Source organism: Acetobacter sp. ESL1128 (assembly GCF_058505085.1).
The window spans coordinates 319,944-336,876 of sequence record NZ_CP196369.1 but is presented as its reverse complement, the minus strand read 5'-3'; the positions used below and the strand labels follow the sequence as shown (position 1 = coordinate 336,876).

14 protein-coding genes are annotated in these 16,933 nt (G+C 59.5%); 8 read left to right on the top strand and 6 right to left on the bottom strand.

Going from position 1 to position 16,933, the window contains the following annotated elements; genetic code table 11:
• Nucleotides 1-21: 21 nt before the first annotated feature.
• A complete protein-coding gene (coaD, locus tag ACSYTG_RS01580) occupies nt 22-549 on the bottom strand; it encodes a pantetheine-phosphate adenylyltransferase (RefSeq protein WP_086647031.1) in 528 nt (175 codons plus the stop codon).
• The gene (gyrA, locus tag ACSYTG_RS01575) at nt 546-3,350 is read right to left on the bottom strand and encodes a DNA gyrase subunit A (protein ID WP_095350018.1); all 2,805 of its coding nucleotides are present in this window, start codon (nt 3,348-3,350) and stop codon (nt 546-548) included. Before gyrA ends, coaD begins: the two co-directional genes overlap by 4 nt.
• Before the next feature lie 234 nt (nt 3,351-3,584).
• Here gyrA and ACSYTG_RS01570 point away from each other — a divergent pair, with 234 nt between their 5' ends.
• Entirely contained in the window at nt 3,585-3,782 is a 198-nt protein-coding gene (locus tag ACSYTG_RS01570) for a YqaE/Pmp3 family membrane protein (RefSeq protein ID WP_086647029.1), read from the top strand.
• A gap of 123 nt (nt 3,783-3,905) precedes the next feature.
• Here ACSYTG_RS01570 and ACSYTG_RS01565 read toward each other — a convergent pair whose 3' ends face one another.
• The 4 genes from ACSYTG_RS01565 to truB all read right to left on the bottom strand — a co-directional run bounded on the left by ACSYTG_RS01565 (nt 3,906) and on the right by truB (nt 9,072).
• Nucleotides 3,906-5,324 carry an NAD(P)H-dependent flavin oxidoreductase gene (locus ACSYTG_RS01565; protein WP_489783633.1) on the bottom strand — a complete coding sequence of 473 codons (1,419 nt, stop codon included), beginning with the start codon at nt 5,322-5,324 and terminating at the stop codon, nt 3,906-3,908.
• 87 nt (nt 5,325-5,411) lie between these two features.
• Nucleotides 5,412-7,562, bottom strand: a complete 2,151-nt coding sequence (gene pnp / locus ACSYTG_RS01560) for a polyribonucleotide nucleotidyltransferase (RefSeq protein ID WP_095350017.1) — start codon at nt 7,560-7,562, stop codon at nt 5,412-5,414.
• A 302-nt stretch (nt 7,563-7,864) separates the two neighbouring features.
• Nucleotides 7,865-8,134 carry a 30S ribosomal protein S15 gene (gene rpsO / locus ACSYTG_RS01555; RefSeq protein ID WP_086647025.1) on the bottom strand — a complete coding sequence of 90 codons (270 nt, stop codon included), beginning with the start codon at nt 8,132-8,134 and terminating at the stop codon, nt 7,865-7,867.
• Between the two features lie 23 nt (nt 8,135-8,157).
• Entirely contained in the window at nt 8,158-9,072 is a 915-nt protein-coding gene (gene truB / locus ACSYTG_RS01550) for a tRNA pseudouridine(55) synthase TruB (RefSeq protein WP_086647024.1), read from the bottom strand.
• A gap of 288 nt (nt 9,073-9,360) precedes the next feature.
• On the opposite strand from truB, the gene ACSYTG_RS01545 reads away from it, so the two are divergent.
• The 7 genes from ACSYTG_RS01545 to ACSYTG_RS01515 all read left to right on the top strand — a co-directional run bounded on the left by ACSYTG_RS01545 (nt 9,361) and on the right by ACSYTG_RS01515 (nt 16,867).
• Nucleotides 9,361-10,533: an MlaE family ABC transporter permease gene (locus tag ACSYTG_RS01545; RefSeq protein WP_095350016.1), complete on the top strand. Its 1,173-nt coding sequence runs from the start codon at nt 9,361-9,363 to the stop codon at nt 10,531-10,533.
• 3 nt (nt 10,534-10,536) lie between these two features.
• On the top strand, nt 10,537-11,331 hold the full coding sequence (locus ACSYTG_RS01540; protein WP_086647022.1) for an ABC transporter ATP-binding protein: 795 nt from the start codon (nt 10,537-10,539) through the stop codon (nt 11,329-11,331).
• A complete protein-coding gene (locus ACSYTG_RS01535; protein WP_086647021.1) occupies nt 11,324-12,280 on the top strand; it encodes an MlaD family protein in 957 nt (318 codons plus the stop codon). Before ACSYTG_RS01540 ends, ACSYTG_RS01535 begins: the two co-directional genes overlap by 8 nt.
• Nucleotides 12,277-12,873 carry a PqiC family protein gene (locus tag ACSYTG_RS01530; RefSeq protein WP_095350015.1) on the top strand — a complete coding sequence of 199 codons (597 nt, stop codon included), beginning with the start codon at nt 12,277-12,279 and terminating at the stop codon, nt 12,871-12,873. The genes ACSYTG_RS01535 and ACSYTG_RS01530 overlap by 4 nt, the downstream gene beginning before the upstream one ends.
• A 159-nt stretch (nt 12,874-13,032) precedes the next feature.
• Entirely contained in the window at nt 13,033-14,202 is a 1,170-nt protein-coding gene (glf, locus tag ACSYTG_RS01525) for a UDP-galactopyranose mutase (RefSeq protein ID WP_095350014.1), read from the top strand.
• A 114-nt stretch (nt 14,203-14,316) separates the two neighbouring features.
• Entirely contained in the window at nt 14,317-15,036 is a 720-nt protein-coding gene (locus ACSYTG_RS01520) for a glycosyltransferase family 25 protein (RefSeq protein ID WP_095350013.1), read from the top strand.
• A gap of 277 nt (nt 15,037-15,313) precedes the next feature.
• Nucleotides 15,314-16,867, top strand: a complete 1,554-nt coding sequence (locus tag ACSYTG_RS01515) for a glycosyltransferase (protein ID WP_489783628.1) — start codon at nt 15,314-15,316, stop codon at nt 16,865-16,867.
• Nucleotides 16,868-16,933: the final 66 nt, after the last annotated feature.

Below are 16,933 nucleotides of genomic sequence, written 5' to 3'. Positions count from 1 at the left end.
ACACCCGCCCAAATGCGCGGTTCAGCCCGTGCGTTCAGCCAGACGGGCCAGCAGGCGCGCCTGGGTATAGGGTGTTACAAACTCCGAAATATCGCCGTTATAGCTGGCAATTTCCTTCACCATACGGGAGGAAATAAACTGCGTGCGCTCCGACGCCATAAGGAACACGGTTTCTATCCCGCTATCCAGCCGCCGGTTTACGCCCGTCATCTGCACTTCGTAATCAAAGTCGGACAGAACGCGCAAGCCACGGAAGATAAGCGTAGCTCCATTGGCCCGCACCGCCTCCACCAGAAGCGAGTGGAAGGAGACAACCGTCATCTCCCCCCCTGTACGCGCCTTGATGGCAGGCAGGGCTTCGCTCACACATTCGATCCGCTCTTCAAGCGGCATAAGCGGGCTTTTGCCGGGATTGCGGGCAACCCCGATAATCAGCCGGTCCACCAGCCGGCTTGCCCGCTCGATCACGTCCAGATGGCCGACTGTTACCGGGTCAAACGTGCCAGCGTACAGCCCGACACGTTTGGGTGCGGCAGCAGGGCTGGTCATGCTGCGGGACCGGCACCATCATCCGCGGACGGCTGGGGAGCGGCATCTTCTGCCTCGCCTGCTTCGTCCTCACCATCATCCATGACCGGGAATACACTGGTAATGCGTTCCGCATCATTCAGGCGCAGCAGGGTCACCCCGCTAGCCTGACGGGCCATAATACGCACCTGGTCAACCGGCACACGGATCAGGCGGCCAGCATCGGTCACGAGCATGACATCCGTACCCGGCAGCACCGGCAGGGTGGCCGAAACCTCCGTCCCGCGCTTGTTGGCAGAGAAGGTCATGTTGGTAATGCCCTGCCCGCCACGCCCGCTTACGCGGTAATCATAGGCGGAGGAGCGGCGGCCAAACCCGCCATCGCTCACAATCAGCAGCACTTCTTCTGCCGCTTCAAGCTGGGCGAAGCGTTCGGGGGTCAGGGCTTCGGTGCCGGTTGCACCTTCATCCTCATCCCCATCCACCACGGATACGTCGGCATCATCCTCGGTGTCGGCTGCGTTTTCGGCCCGGCGTTTGGCGTTGGCCATGCGCAGGTAGGCTGCGCGTTCCTCCACCGTGGCCTCAACATGGTTGAGCACGGCAAGGCTGATCACCCGGTCGCCCTCGGCCAGACGGATCCCGCGCACACCCGACGACCCACGCCCGGCAAACACACGCACCGTGTCATCCGTAATCTGGAAGCGGATGCAGCGTGCCTTGCGGGTAGCAAGGAACACGTCCTGCCCATCGCGGCAGGTGGCAACGCCGATCAGGCTATCACCGTCATCGAGCTTCATGGCGATCATGCCGGAAACACGGATATTGCGGAAGTCGCTCAACCGGTTACGGCGTACACCCCCGCTGGCAGTGGCAAAGACAAGGTGTAGGCTTTCCCACAGTTCCTCGTCCTGCGGCAGGGGCAGCACGGCGGTAATGGTGTCTGTTCCAAGGTCAGGCAGCAGGTTAACCAGCGCGCGGCCCTTGGCGGCGGGGCCTGCCTCTGGCAGACGCCACACCTTCTGGCGGTACACCTTGCCACCGGAGGAGAAGAACATAACCCACTGGTGCGTGTGCGCGTTAAAGGAGCGCACCACAATATCATCCCCGCGGGTGCCTGCCCCGGTGCGGCCACGGCCACCACGGTTTTGCGCGCGGAACACATCCAGCGGTGTGCGTTTGATAAAGCCTTCCCGCGTGATGGTCACAACCATCTGGCCGGGTTCGATCAGGCTTTCATCATCCTGATCCCCGTCATAATCGGTAATGTCGGTTACGCGCGGGGTTACCAGTTCGGCACGGGCACGGGCCAGTTCCTCGCACAGCACTTCCATACGGCGGGGGCGGCTGCTGATAATTTCGAGCAATTCGTTAATCCGCACCGCCACTTCGGACAGTTCGTTCTGGATTTTGTCGCGCTCAAGCCCGGTCAGGCGTTGCAGGCGCAGTTCCAGAATCCCGCGTGCCTGTGCTTCGGTCAGGCGGACCTTGCCATCCACCACCACGTTGCCTTCATCGTGGATCAGGGCCAGCAGGGGTTCCACATCCGCAGCATTCCACTGCGCTGCCATAAGCGATTCCCGCGCGGTGGCAGCATCTGGCGCTGCGCGGATAAGGGCAATAACGGCATCAATATTGGCAACCGCAATAACCAGCCCGACCAGAATATGGGCCCGGTCGCGCGCCTTGTTCAGGTCATGGCGCGAGCGGCGCAGGATTACTTCTTCGCGGAAGGCAATAAAGGCCTCCAGCACATCCTTCAGGCCCATCAGGCGGGGTTTGCCGCCATCAAGGGCCAGCATGTTCACGCCAAAGGAGGTCTGGAGCTGGGTAAAGCGGTAAAGCTGGTTCAGCACCACTTCGGGCGTGGCATCACGCTTGATTTCAATCACCACGCGCATGCCCGAGCGGTCGGACTCGTCGCGGATATCGGCAATGCCTTCCACCTGCTTGGAGCGGACCAGATCGGCAATACGCTCCTGCAAGGTGGCTTTGTTGACCTGATAGGGGATCTCGCTCACCACAATGGCTTTGCGGTCCTTGCGGATTTCCTCAATATCGGCCTTGGCGCGAATAATTACGGAGCCACGCCCCGTAGCATAGGCGCTGCGAATGCCAGAACGCCCCAGAATGGTGCCACCGGTGGGAAAATCCGGGCCGGGCACAATTTCCATCAGCTCTTCGAGCGTCATGTCCGGTCGGGCGATCAGGGCCAGTGTGGCATCCACCACTTCCCCCGGATTATGGGTGGGAATGTTGGTGGCCATACCCACGGCAATGCCGGTGGCGCCATTGATCAGCAGGTTGGGGAAAGCGGCGGGCAGAACCGTGGGTTCGTTTTCGCTTTCATCATAGTTGGGCTGAAAATCGACCGTATCACGGTCAATGTCACCCAGCAGAAAGGTGGAGGAGCGGGCCAGACGCGCCTCGGTATAACGCATGGCGGCGGGGCTGTCCCCATCCACCGAGCCAAAGTTACCCTGCCCGTCAATCAGCTTGACGCGCATGGACCAGGACTGCGCCATACGCACCATGGCTTCGTAAATGGAGCTGTCGCCATGGGGGTGATATTTACCCATGACCTCACCCACTGCACGGGCGGACTTGCGGTAAGGCTTGTCGTGCGTAAAGCCGCTCTCGTGCATGGCGTAAAGAATACGCCGGTGCACGGGCTTGAGACCATCTCGCACATCAGGCAACGCACGGCTGACAATGACCGACATCGCATACGCAAGGTAGGAGGAGCGCATCTCCTCCTCAATGGTCACGGGCAGAAGGTCTGAAGGCTGCGGTGATCCGGTCTGGTCAGAAATCTCGGTCAAGGTTCATCCGTTCTGTCATGCTGCGCGGCTGTCTGGGCTAGTGCCCGCACGCCCCGCCAAATCCACCTGAACACCGGTTGCCGCGGTGCGGTGTATTTTCTAGCACCAAACCCCGCAAACTCCTAGCGCCGGCAGGGGTTTGGGCAGGTATAAAACCCACAGATGGTGCTGATTATCTTGCCCCGGACGGCCAGCTATGCCCATCATGGCCCATAACTTGGGAGTTTACGACTGATGCGCCTTATCCTTGCCCTGCTTGTGCCGTGGTTGCAGTTTTTTACCATTGGCCGCCCCTTTGCGGGGATTACCTGCCTTGTGTTGCAGATTACGCTTATCGGCTGGATTCCGGCCACCATCTGGTCGGTTTACGCCCTGAGCCAGTACACAACGGACCAGAAGATTGCCCGCATGAGCCGCGCCTCCCGCAGCTAGGGCTGGCAGCGGGGCAACACGCCCTGCGCACAACAAAAAAGGCGGCCCCCGCAAGGCAGGGCCGCCTTTTTTATACCCGCGCCGAGCACGGACCCATCTGGGCACGCACCGGGCTGGGGCATGTTATTTACCAGTCATGATCCGCTCGACCAGTTGCTTGGTCGTGGGCACAAACCCGTTGGCATAGAACGGGTCCGTGCCAAAACGCCACGCATTGGTGCCGCCAAACATCAGGTTTTCATCCATCACCTTGTCCGCATCGGGGCCAGAAGCGTGGGCTGCGGCCTGAAGCGTTTTCTGGATGCAGAAGGAGCGCGGGTCCGCCCGGTGGCCGTTGCTGTAGCTGGGGCCACGCTGGCTCCAGTTAGAGAACTTGCACTCCGAAAGGCAGCCCATGCAGTCCGTCTGGTCCGCCACAATCATGCGCGCCCGGTCGGAGGTGACAAAAATGAGCGTGGAATCGGGGGTGCGCAGGGCCTCAACAAAGCCTTCGCTTTCCCACTGCTGCACGCGCGCCACGTCTTCGGGCTTAAGGAACACTTCGCGCTTGCGGGGGCCAACACCGTAAGGTGCTGTCAGCTCTTCCGTGGCTTCTGTTGCAAACGGAACCTGATGTTCCGCGCGCTGGCGCAGTTCATGCAGGAAGCCGTTGTTCACAGCGGAGGAATAGAACCCCGTGGGGGAGAAGCGGTTGAGGTACACATCGCCTTTTTTCAGGGTCAGCAACCGGCGTTTCCACGCATCGGGGATCGGGCTTTCGGTGGTCAGCAGCGGGCGTGTGCCAAACTGGAAGGCGATCGGCCCCAGCTCTTCACTGTCAATCCAGTCCTGCCATTCTTCCAGCCACCAGACGCCACCGGCCATGATAATGGGGGTATTGTCCAGCCCAAAGCCGCGCATGGCCTGCCGCAGGGCCAGCACGCGCGGGTAAGGGTCTTCCGGAGCAAAGGGGTTTTCGGTGTTGGACAGGCCATTATGCCCGCCTGCACGCCACGGGTCTTCGTACACAACGCCGCCCAGCAGGTCCGATGCCTTGCTGTACGAACGCTTCCACAACGCATTAAAGGCCCGGGCGGAAGAAACGATAGGGTAGTAATGCACCCCGAACTGGGCGGCAATGTCGGCCAGACGGTAGGGCATGCCCGCACCGCAGGTCAGGCCGTGGATCATACCCTTGGCCCCTTCGAGCACACCGGTAATCACCCGTTCGGAGGCAGCCATTTCCCACAGGATATTGGCGTGAATGCGCCCCTTGCCACCAGAAACCTCGTGCGCAATGCGCGCCTGCGCAATACCACCACGAATGGCGTAGTCCACAAGCTCCTCATGCCGTTCCCGGCGGGTGCGGCCATGGTAAATCTGCGGCACCGGGTGACCCTGCTCGTCATAGCTATCCGCATTGACGATGGAGATCGTACCCGCACCCCCCGCAGCAGCCCATGCCCCGGCCGATGCACCTGTGGAAACAGAAACGCCCTTACCGCCTTCTACCAGCGGCAGAACATCCGTCCCCCCCATGCGAAGCGTGTTAATCGCCTTCATGACTATCCTGTCGTTTCTCTAAGATACCCGTATCTGGTCCGCGACGCGGAAGGGGGGAGGAAGCCCCCCTTCCGCAGGGGAAATGCCTTATTCGGCATCCCGGCGCGGTGCGCGGGCAGGTTTTTCGCCCACGGTTTCCGTAATGTCGGCACCTGTGGCCTGATCAACAACGCGCATGGACAGCTTGACCTTGCCGCGATCGTCAAAACCAATGACCTTGACCTTAACGGCATCGCCGTCCTTGACCACATCGGTGGTGCGACCCACGCGACCCTGTGCCAGTTCGGAAATATGAACCAGCCCGTCACGCGCACCAAGGAAGTTGACGAACGCGCCAAAGTCGGCGGTCTTTACAACCTTACCATCGTAAATGCGGCCCAGTTCGGGCTCGGCCACAATGCCGTTAATGCGTTCAAGCGCCTTTTTGGTCTGGTCTTCGGCGGTGGCGGCAATGGTGATTGTGCCATCGTCCCCAATATCCACCTTCGCACCCGAGTATTCCACGATTTCGCGGATAACCTTGCCACCTGAACCAATGACATCACGGATTTTTTCGCGCGGCACCTTCATGGTGGTGATGCGCGGCGCCGTGGTGGCAACGGTCGTGCGGTTTTCGGTCAGCGCCTTGCTCATTTCGCCCAGAATGTGCAGGCGGCCATCGCGCGCCTGACCCAGAGCGATCTTCATGATTTCGGGCGTGATGGACGTAATCTTGATGTCCATCTGCAGCGCGGTCACGCCTTCTTCGGTCCCGGCAACCTTGAAGTCCATGTCACCCAGATGATCTTCATCACCCAGAATGTCGGACAGGACGGCAAACTTGTCGCCTTCCTTGATCAGGCCCATGGCAATACCGGCCACAGGGCGCTTGAGGGGCACACCGGCATCCATAAGAGCCAGCGAGCTACCGCAAACGGTCGCCATGGAGGAGGAGCCGTTGCTTTCCGTAATTTCGGAAACAACACGCACCGTGTAGGGGAATTCCTTGCGGTTGGGCATCAGCGGGTGCAGGGCGCGCCATGCCAGCTTGCCATGCCCGATTTCACGCCGGCCGGGGGAGCCTACGCGGCCGCACTCACCTACGGAGTAGGGAGGGAAGTTGTAGTGCAGCAGGAAGTTGGTGCGGTATTCGCCTTCGAGCGCATCAATCACCTGTTCGTCCTGGCCAGTGCCCAGCGTGGTCACAACCAGAGCCTGCGTTTCACCACGGGTGAACAGGGCGGAACCATGCACGCGGGGCAGAACGCCCACTTCGGGTACAATCGGGCGCACGGTTACAAGGTCACGCCCGTCAATACGCTTGCTGGTCTTGAGCACCGAGGTGCGGACCACGTCGGCTTCAAGGTCCTTGATCATGGGCTTGGCAGCGGACACGTCCAGCTCGGCGGCTGTCAGTTTTTCCACAATGGCGTCACGCGCGGCCTTGAGCTTTTCGTAGCGGGTCTGCTTCTGCTTTTCCTTGTAAGCATCGGCAATCAGCTTGCGGCCCAGCTTGTCCACCTGCTTGCGCAGGGCGGCTTCTTCCTTGCTTTCGCTCGGCAGGTCCCAAGGTTCCTTGGCGGCGTGTTCGGCCAGCGCAATAATGGCATCCAGCACGGGCTGGAAGGCGGTGTGGCCAAAGGTCACGGCATCGAGCATCACGTCTTCGGACAGTTCGGATGCTTCGGATTCCACCATCAGCACGCCTTCGGCGGTGCCAGCCACGACCAGATCAAGGTCGGTTTCCTTGAGCTGTTCCAGCGTGGGGTTGAGGATGAACGCGCCATCGGCAAAGCCAACGCGGGCAGCGCCCACGGGGCCGAAGAAGGGAATACCAGACAGGGTCAGGGCAGCCGAGCAGCCGATCAGGGCGGGAATGCTCGGGTCGTTTTCCATGTCGTGGGTCAGCACCGTGGCGATGACCTGCACCTCATTACGGAACCCTTCGGGGAAGAGCGGGCGAATGGGGCGGTCGATCAGGCGGGAGACCAGAGTTTCGTTTTCGGAAGGACGGCCTTCACGCTTGAAGAACCCGCCGGGGATCTTGCCTGCTGCGTAGGCTTTTTCCTGATAGTTGACGGTCAGGGGGAAGAAGTCCTGCCCCGGCTTGACGTCACGCGCGCCAACAGCGGTACACAGGACCACGGTTTCGCCGTACGTGACCAGCACCGCACCGTCGGCCTGACGGGCAACCTTGCCGGTTTCGAGCACCAGCGGACGGCCAGCCCACTCAATTTCTTTGCGGAAGTAGTTAAACATTCTGTCTTCTCATCTTCTGTTGACACAGTTTTTATTCAAAACCACGGCAAACAGCGGGACAGAACCGAATGGCGGACAGCGCCTCGGACGGCATGGAGACTGGCGGCAGCACCGCCCAGGCGCCATGTGGTCGGAAACGCCGTGGCCTTACCCGGAACGTCAAAGCCCGCGTGCCAAAGCCTGTGGCGTACAACGGTATATGGGGGTTTGGCGGCCATATGACCAGCACAAAAACCCCCACAGACCATCCGGCCTGCCCTCCGACCCGGCAGAATGCCGGACTGGCGGGCAAAAACCGGAAATTAGCGGCGCAGACCCAGACGCGCGATCAGCGCTTCGTAGCGGCTCTGGCTCTTACCACGCAGGTAGTCCAGCAGGCTGCGACGACGGCCAACCATGATCAGCAGACCACGGCGGGAGTGGAAGTCCTTCGCGTGGGTCTTGAGGTGGTCGGTCAGGTTGTTGATGCGCTCGGTCAGGATTGCAACCTGCACTTCGGGGGAACCCGTATCGCCCTGGGCGGTCTGGTATTCAGCAATAACCTCGGTGCGGCGTTCAGCGGTAATCGACATCACATGTCTCCATCAGAAAAATGTCATAGAATGCGTACTGGCTTGAGCTGCCCATCTTCCAGGCGGCCAAGGCCAAGCACACGCCCTGCGTCCATGACACGCACGGTCCCCGAGGCATCGGTCTGGGGGATACGTCCCATCAGATCCAGAAGGCTCAGAGCCCGCCCGTGGCGCAGAAGAACAGATTCCTCCTCAGTCAGGGCCAGCGCCGGGATGTCGGCCAGCGCGGTCTCGACCGGAAGAAGCAGTTCCGCAGAAGCATGGGCGTTGTCGTCGTTTGGCGTGAGTTTGTCCAGCATAATTGCATCGGCCTCGGTAAAAGGCCCCACGCGCAGGCGGCGCAGCACCGCAATATGGCCAACCGTGCCACATGCCAGCGCCACATCACGTGCCAGTGCGCGCATGTACACGCCCTTACCGGATTCGACCTCGAACACCGCCGTATCCGCATCGGGGCGGGCGATCAGCTCAAAACGGTCCACACGGGCGGGGCGGGGGGGCAGGTCTGGCGGGCGGCCATCACGCGCCATGTCATACGCCCGCTCGCCCGCCACCTTGAGAGCGGAATACACCGGGGGCACCTGCATGATGTTGCCCGTAAGCGCAGGCAATGCCGCGCGGAGCTGCTCATCCGTAGGGCGCACATCCGATGTGGCGGTTACTGCGCCATCGGCATCATCACTATCGCGCGCTTCGCCCATACGCAGGGTAAACTGGTAAACCTTGGTGCCGTCCATAACATAAGGCACGGTTTTGGTGGCCGTGCCAAAAGCCAGCGGCAGAAGCCCGGTTGCCAGCGGGTCCAGCGTGCCACCATGGCCCACCTTTTGCGCATCGAACAGCCGTTTGGCCCGCCCCACTACCTGTGTGGAGGTCATGCCCGAGGGCTTGTCCACTATAAGCCAGCCGTTAAGTGGCCGCCCGCGTCTGCGTCGCATATCAACTCCCGTATGCGGGGGAGCGTGCGCCACACTGGCCTGCACAGCTCCCGGTTACCGCCCCGGACCCACCCGGCGCACACCAAGGGCTGCATCTAGCCGAGCATGCGCCCCCCTGCAATGCGCCCGTGCAATGCTGGGCTGACGAAAATGCCTGACCATGGAAATTATTAGCAAACTCAAGACCAAGATGGCACACCCCGCCCAGACCGCGTACCATGCGGGCCAGCACTCACCATGTCGGGACTAGCCAGCCCGGCATGGCCTGTCTTAATGTTGTCACAAACAATGACCCAGCAAACAGATCCCTCCCCCCCCACCGCCACGGCAGAGCCTGCCGCGCGGCCCGCCTGGTCCTTGCAGACCGGGCCGCACGGCCCCTGCCTGAGTGTGCGGGGCGCGTGGACTGTGCCCAATGGCGGGGTCCTGCCCTTTACGGCGGCGGATATTCCGCCCCCTCCACCCGGCACCACCAGCCTGAGCATGGATACGGCGGGCATTACGGCGTGGGATTCGTCCTTTATTTCCTTCCTGTGGGAAGCCAAGCAGGCGGCGGCCAGTGCCGGGCTGGCGTTTGAGCAGGACGGCCTGCCCGCCCCCGCCCAGCGCCTGCTGGCCCTGCTGCCCCCCAACCCCGCGCCCCCTGCGCGCCACGACAGCCACAAGCAGAACCTGCTGGAAAAAACCGGCGACCTGACCCTTGGCACCCTGAACGAGACCGGGGTTGTTGCCTCCCTTGCGCTGGACACCACACGCGGGGCCATGCACGCCCTGCACGGCAAAAGTCGCATGCGCACCAAGGACCTGATTACGGACCTGTGGAACGCAGGCCCCAATGCGCTGCTGATTGTAGGTGTGGTCAACTTCCTTATCGGGGCCATTCTGGCCTTTGTGGGGCTGGTGGAACTGCGCCGCTTTGCCGCCGAGATTTATGTCACCAACCTTGTGGGCATTGCCTGCGCGCGTGAGATTTCGGCTATCATGACCGCCATTATCATGGCCGGGCGCACGGGTGGGGCATATGCGGCCCGCATTGCCACCATGCTGGGCAATGAGGAAATTGACGCCCTGCAGGTCTTTGGCATTCCCATTTCGGGCTATATCCTGCTCCCCGCCATTCTCTCCCTCTCGCTCATGATGCCCCTGCTCTACCTGTACGGCACGCTCATTGGCATTCTGGGCGGGTTTGTGGTGAGCATGAGCATGATGGATGTCTCCCCCGTAGGGTACTGGATTTCCACCGTGAACGGGGTCGAACTCAAGGAGTTCGTGTTCGGGTTTATCAAGGCCTTTTTCTTTGGCAGCTTTATTGCCCTTGCCGCCTGCCGCGTAGGGCTTAAGGCGGGGCGCAGTGCTGCCGATGTTGGCATTGCCGCCACCCGCGCGGTGGTTATTGGCATTGTCGGCATTATCGCCATGGATGCGGTGTTTGCCGTTATGGCCAACGCGCTGGGAATCTGAGCAATGGCCGAGAGCGATACCCTTATTTCCGTGCGGGACGTGGAACTGTCCTTTGGCCCCAAGATTATCCAGCAGAACGTCTCGTTCGACCTCAAGCGTGGTTCCATTTTTGCCGTGATGGGGGGCTCGGGCTGCGGCAAGAGCACCCTTCTCAAAAGCCTGATCGGGCTGCTCCCCCCCACCACCGGGCGGATTCTGGTTGGTGGGGAGGATTACTGGGCACAGGACGAACACCGCCGGACCCAGATCAACCACCGCTTTGGCGTTCTGTTCCAGTCCGGCGCGCTGTGGAGCTCCATGACCGTGGGAGAGAACGTGGCCCTGCCCATGGAAATGTTTACCGCCCAGCCGCCCGATGTGGTGCGCAAGCTGGTGGAGCTCAAGCTCGGGCTTGTGGGCATGGAACAGGCGATAGACCTGTTCCCGTCCGAGATTTCGGGCGGCATGCGCAAACGCGCAGGCCTTGCACGCGCCATAGCGCTGGACCCCGATATTCTGTTTTTTGATGAACCCTCCGCAGGGCTGGACCCCATTACCTCCGCCCGGCTGGATGACCTGATCCTGACCCTGCGCGACGGGCTGGGCGCAACCATTGTAATTGTCAGCCACGAACTGCCCAGCCTGTTTGCCATTGCCGATGATGGCATTTTTCTGGACGCGCGCACCCACCGGCCCATAGCCCACGGCTCCCCGCGGGACCTGCGCGACCACAGCACCATTCCCGAAGTCATGGCATTCATGAACCGCTCCTCCACCATCCCCCCGACTGATGAGACAAAGGCTAACCAGCATGTCTGAGAGCACAAACCGCAAAACCGTTATCGGGGCCTTCGTGCTGTTGGGCGGCTTTCTGGCCCTGTTCATTGTCATGGCCTTTGGGCATATGAGCTTCCTCTCCCCCTCGCGCGAGGCGGCGGTGGTGTTCCAGAACTCCATTACCGGGCTGTCCGTTGGCGCGCCGGTCAACTTCCGTGGGGTCAAGGTTGGCACGGTCAAAAGCATTACCCTGCGCTTTGACCCGGCCGACCACAAAGCCTACATTCCCGTGGTGCTGACGCTGGAGCCAGACCAGATTCACGTGGTCAAGGACGTACCCGGCGGGGACAAGGTGAGCATTCAGGAACTTATCGGCATTGGCCTGCGTGCGGAGCTGAACCTGCTCAGCTTTGTAACCGGGCAATCCAACATCGAACTGGACTTTGACCGCTCGGTGCCGCCCGTGCTGCACCCGCGCATTACCAGCCTGCCCGAAATTCCCGTCCGCATGTCGGCCGTGGAAAAGCTGAAGGATTCGCTGGGCCAGATTCCCATAAAGGAAATCAGCCACCATGCGGATGCCGCCCTGCTCTCCGTCACCCAGCTGAGCGACAGCCTGAACCGTGACCTGCCCCCCCTGCTGCTGAGCGCCAAACAGACCACAGACCTCTCGCACGAGACGCTGAAAACCACGACCGAGGCCATAAAAAACCTGCAAGCCAAGCTGGACGTGACCCTGAGCAAAATGGACCAGCTGATGGAAACGGGGAACACCCAGCTTAACGCCCGCGGGGCGGACCTGCACGCCACACTGGCCTCGGCCACCAAAACGCTGGGCTCGTTGCAGGATATACTCTCCCCCCGCTCGATCGACCGCGCCAACCTGGACGCGGCCCTGCGCGATATTGCTGCCTCTGCCGCATCCTTGCGCGGCTTCTCGTCCGATATTGAACGCAACCCGCAACTCCTGCTGATGGGACGCCGCCCATGACCCCCGCGCCACGCCGTACGCTGCTTGCCGTTATGGCCTGCTGCTCGCTCCTGTCCCTTGCTGGCTGCGCGTCTCCCCCGCTGCGGCTGTACACGCTGGGCGTGCCATCGGACGCCAATATAGGCGAGCCGCACCTTTCCTCCCGCGCGGCCACCATTGCCATCAGCCGCGTGATCCTGCCCGATTATCTGGACTCGCAGGACATCATTACCCGTCAGGGCGAGGAAATCCTGCGCAGTGCGCGTGCGCGCTGGGCCACGCGCCTGTCCCTTGGCGTGACCGACCTGCTGACCAATGTGCTGTCCAACAAACGCCCATCCGAACTGATTACCGACCAGCCGCTGGCCGATGTAGCCACCATGCGCGTGCAGATTGATATTTCGCGCTTTGATGTGGACACAAACGGCGTGGCCACGCTGGATGCCACATGGGCCGTGCTACCGCGTGACCCCAACCTGCCCCTAACCCGCGAGCGCACCCACCTTGTTGCCACAGGGGATGTTGGCTCCGCGGCCGAGGTCGCCTCCCTTATGCGCGGGCTGGTTATCCGGCTGGCCGAGCGGGTTAACGCGACCATTCCCCCCGCGCACTAAGGCCTGCATGCCTTAAACCTTACCCCGCCCTGCCCCACACCAAATGGGGCAGGCAGGTTACTTTTTACCGTTTTTTGCACCGGCACCGTGGCACGGGGCCAAAAGGGCGGTAAAGTGCCCCCGCATTGATCCAGACGGGCTTGAGGGGAACAGACCAAGGTGGCTAGGACATTCTGCGTGGTTGGGGCCGGGTTTAGCGGCGCCGTGGTTGCCCGGCACCTTGCCAGTCTGGGCCACAGGGTGGTTGTGGTGGACGAGCGCACGCATCTGGGTGGCAACTGCCACACCGAGCGTGACGGGCAGACCGGCATTATGGTCCACCGTTATGGTCCCCATATTTTCCATACAGCCAACGAGCGCGTGTGGGCCTATGTGCAGCGCTTTGGCCAGTTCCGCCCCTATATCAACCGGGTCCGGGCCATAGCTCGGGGGCAGGTGTTCAGCCTGCCCATCAACCTTGCGACCATCAACCAGATGTTCCGAACCACATTTGGCCCCGCGCAGGCTCGCGCCTTTATTGCCAGCAAGGCAGACCGCTCCATAACCAACCCCCGCACCTTCCGTGAGCAGGCCTTAAGCATGGTCGGCCCGGAGCTGTATGAGACTTTTTTTGAAGGCTATACCCGCAAGCAGTGGGGCTGCGAGCCAGATACCCTGCCCGCCTCCATTCTCAAACGCCTGCCGCTGCGCTTCAATTACGACGACAACTACTTCAACCACCCTTATCAGGGCATGCCAGAGGCCGGGTACACGGCCATTGTGCGCAACATTCTGGCCGAGTTTGCACAGCGCATAGACATCCGTCTGGGTGCTGCATTCGAGGATATGCCCGAAACCTTTGACCACGTGTTCTACACCGGCCCGCTGGACCGCTACTTTGGCTTCCGCCTTGGGCGGCTGGAATACAGGACGCTGGATTTTGAGCGCTTTGTCAGCCCCGAACCTGATTATCAGGGCACGGCGGTCATGAACTATTGCGATGCGGACGTGCCCTACACCCGCATTGCCGAGCACAAGCATTTTGCCCCATGGGAACAGGCACAGTTTGAGCAGAGCGTCTGCTTCCGCGAATACAGCAGAGCCGCACAGGCAGCCGACACCCCCTACTACCCCATACGCCTGACCGGCGAGCAGCCTCTGCTACAAAAGTATGAGGAGCTTGCCCGCGCCAGCACGGGTGTTTCCTTCCTCGGGCGGCTGGGCACCTACCGCTATCTGGATATGGACGTCACCATCCACGAGGCCCTTCTGGCCTGCGAGCAGATTGAAAGCATCCTTGCCAGCAATGGCGCGCAGGCCCTGCCCGCCTTTTTTGCCCCCCAGCCCTGAACAGGGGCAGGGCCACAGCCCAAACCGGGTTGCAATTACAGGCTATGCTGGCAGAATGCGGGCATTAACCGCGCCATGCCCGCTTTGTTTTATGGCCTTTGCTCAGGACCACAGATGCACAAGTATTTCATCAGCCTCGAAAGAACTCCACAGCGGACGGAGCGGTTTTTAAAAGCCAATGCCCACATCAAGGACCTGGAATGGATGCCCGGCATGGACGGCAAGACGCTGGACCGGGACACCATTATCAGCAAAGGGCTGATGGAGCCGAACTGTGGCTTTACGGCAGGGGCCATCGGGTCGGGGCTGACGCATGTCAAACTCTGGGCCAAGGTGGCGCAGAGTGGCCAGCCTGCGCATATTTTTGAAGATGACGCTTTTCTGTGCCGCAACTTTGAAAGCGAAAGCGACCGGATTATTGCGACCCTGCCCCATGACTGGGACATTATCCTGTGGGGCAACAACTACGACAGTATTCTGGAGTTTGAACTCCTGCCCGGCATTACGCAGTGTGTTGCCATTTTTAACCAGGACACCGTGCGGCAGGGTATTCCCGACTTCCTGAACATGGATGTCTCCTCCAGCCCGTTCAGGCTGACACAGACCTTTGGCATATGCGGCTATGCCATATCCCCCCGTGGGGCCACCCGCCTGCTTGAGCGCTGCCTGCCGTTCAAATCGGTCGAGGTGCCTTATGTCGGGCTTGGCCGCCTGCTGACCAGCACATCCGTTGATCACCTGATGAACATCCATTACCGGGACCTCAAGGCCTACACCACCCTGCCTCCGCTTTGCCTGACAGATAACGATGTAGCCCAGAGCCTGAACAAGTAAAACGCTCCCCAACAGCCGGGCCAGCCAGCCCAGAACAGGGCATGCAATACACGGCGCGCACATTGGCAACACTGCCTGTGTAGAACAATCTGTATTGCCCTGTTCTGGCGGGGGTTTGCGCGTTTTTGTGCCTGCATAAATACAGACAAATACCCTGATATTTATTTTTAAACGTATATTTTGTAGTTTTATTTTTTATAGTTAACCATTGTAAAAAATTTTCAAGCCGTGATTTTGCGTATATAAGAATGAAAATAGTATAGACAGGATGATATACATGAAACAAAAATTTCATAGAATATGGTTCGGGGACAAGAAAATCCCCCATGCGTATGAAGCCTTCTGGCAGGCATGGCAGCGCCAGCATCCGTCATGCGAGTTTATTACATGGACCGACAAGGATCTGGAAAAACTCACCATTTCCCATGAAAAACTGAAAAGCTTTTCCAGCCCCGTATCCCGGGCGGACCTTGCACGGTACGAGATCCTTTACCAGCACGGCGGCATCTATATCGACTGCGACATGATGCCCTATAACCATATGGATCTTGAAGACATAACAAAGCAGCTTACCATCTGTAATGAAGATGGTTCTGAAGAATACTGCTCCATCGGCTTTATTGCGGCCCCTCCCGGCCATGCCCTTTTCCAAGACCTGATCCAGCATATTATTCACACTGATATAGACGAAACAAAACCCAACATTACAACAGGCCCGCACCTGTTCGGCCGTTATCTGAAAAAACACCCCCACAAGCGCCTGCCAACCGCTGCGTTTTACCCCTACCAGTACAATCAGCCGTTCTCCTCCATTTTTGCCAAAAACCTTGATGCCACCTATGGCATTCATGTGTGGGGCGGGGGATGGCTCTCCCCCGAGGTAAAAAAGGAAAGGATAATCGCCCTCATCAAATCCGGGGATATTGAAGAAGCCCGTAAACTGGCAGACATGCTGGACGGCATTGATGAGCTGAAGAACATCATTCATGGCATTCACAGGCACAGGGAACAGACCCTGACATCTGTCATGGCCATTGAACAGAATGTTAACTTCAATGACAGTGACGCAAAACTTTTTGAAATTTCTAAAGTTCTACACTGGATTTTCAAAAACCACCCCGACAAGGTAATCTGGCAGATTGGTGCGGCAGATGGCGTTCTGGTGGACCCGATCCGCAATGTCATGATCAACGCCAACCCGCATGCGCTCCTTCTGGAGCCCAACCCCTATATGTTTGCGTTTCTGGCCGAAAATTACAAAAACAATACAAACACCAATATCATCCAGCGCGCCTATAGTCTGGACAAGCAAAAACTCACCCTGAACGCCATAAACCCGCAAAAGGTCAAGGAAGCAGGTCTGCCGGGCTGGGTTCTTGGCATCTCCTCCGTTTACAATGACAAGAATGCCATTGGTGGACTGGGCGGAACGGACGAACAGACGACCAGAAAAATCCATACATGCATTGAAAAAATTGAAGTTGAGGTTGTCGGCTTTGATGAGCTTCTGGCTATCTCCAATGCTGTTCCCCCTGATGTACTCATTATTGATGCAGAGGGAATGGATAAAATTATTATTGACGACATTTTTGCCCATAACTGCCGCCCCATGGTCATGCATTTTGAAATTCAATGCATGGAACCGGGCAACATACAGGAACTGGTTGCCACGCTTAACGACCAGTATTTTCTCCTGCAGTTCGGGAACGATGTTTCCGCCTACCGGAAGGATGTGCTGATGGAGTATGCCAAATCCATTTATGTGGAAAACGGCTTCCAGACCATTTTCCAGCCCGGAATTAATGTTCTGAACCTCCTGCAAAAAGCATAAACAGCGCCACAGCACAAAACGGGATAAGCACGTTACAGTCTTATCCCGTAACGGCCCGCCACATGC

Bases quoted from the DNA above. Each gene is read 5' to 3' on its own strand.
- coaD (WP_086647031.1), bottom strand. From the start codon at position 549: ATGACCAGCCCTGCTGCCGCACCCAAACGTGTCGGGCTGTACGCTGGC.
- ACSYTG_RS01570 (WP_086647029.1), top strand. From the start codon at position 3,585: ATGCGCCTTATCCTTGCCCTGCTTGTGCCGTGGTTGCAGTTTTTTACC.
- ACSYTG_RS01565 (WP_489783633.1), bottom strand. From the start codon at position 5,324: ATGAAGGCGATTAACACGCTTCGCATGGGGGGGACGGATGTTCTGCCG.
- pnp (WP_095350017.1), bottom strand. From the start codon at position 7,562: ATGTTTAACTACTTCCGCAAAGAAATTGAGTGGGCTGGCCGTCCGCTG.
- rpsO (WP_086647025.1), bottom strand. From the start codon at position 8,134: ATGTCGATTACCGCTGAACGCCGCACCGAGGTTATTGCTGAATACCAG.
- truB (WP_086647024.1), bottom strand. From the start codon at position 9,072: ATGCGACGCAGACGCGGGCGGCCACTTAACGGCTGGCTTATAGTGGAC.
- ACSYTG_RS01545 (WP_095350016.1), top strand. From the start codon at position 9,361: ATGACCCAGCAAACAGATCCCTCCCCCCCCACCGCCACGGCAGAGCCT.
- ACSYTG_RS01540 (WP_086647022.1), top strand. From the start codon at position 10,537: ATGGCCGAGAGCGATACCCTTATTTCCGTGCGGGACGTGGAACTGTCC.
- ACSYTG_RS01535 (WP_086647021.1), top strand. From the start codon at position 11,324: ATGTCTGAGAGCACAAACCGCAAAACCGTTATCGGGGCCTTCGTGCTG.
- ACSYTG_RS01530 (WP_095350015.1), top strand. From the start codon at position 12,277: ATGACCCCCGCGCCACGCCGTACGCTGCTTGCCGTTATGGCCTGCTGC.
- ACSYTG_RS01520 (WP_095350013.1), top strand. From the start codon at position 14,317: ATGCACAAGTATTTCATCAGCCTCGAAAGAACTCCACAGCGGACGGAG.
- ACSYTG_RS01515 (WP_489783628.1), top strand. From the start codon at position 15,314: ATGAAACAAAAATTTCATAGAATATGGTTCGGGGACAAGAAAATCCCC.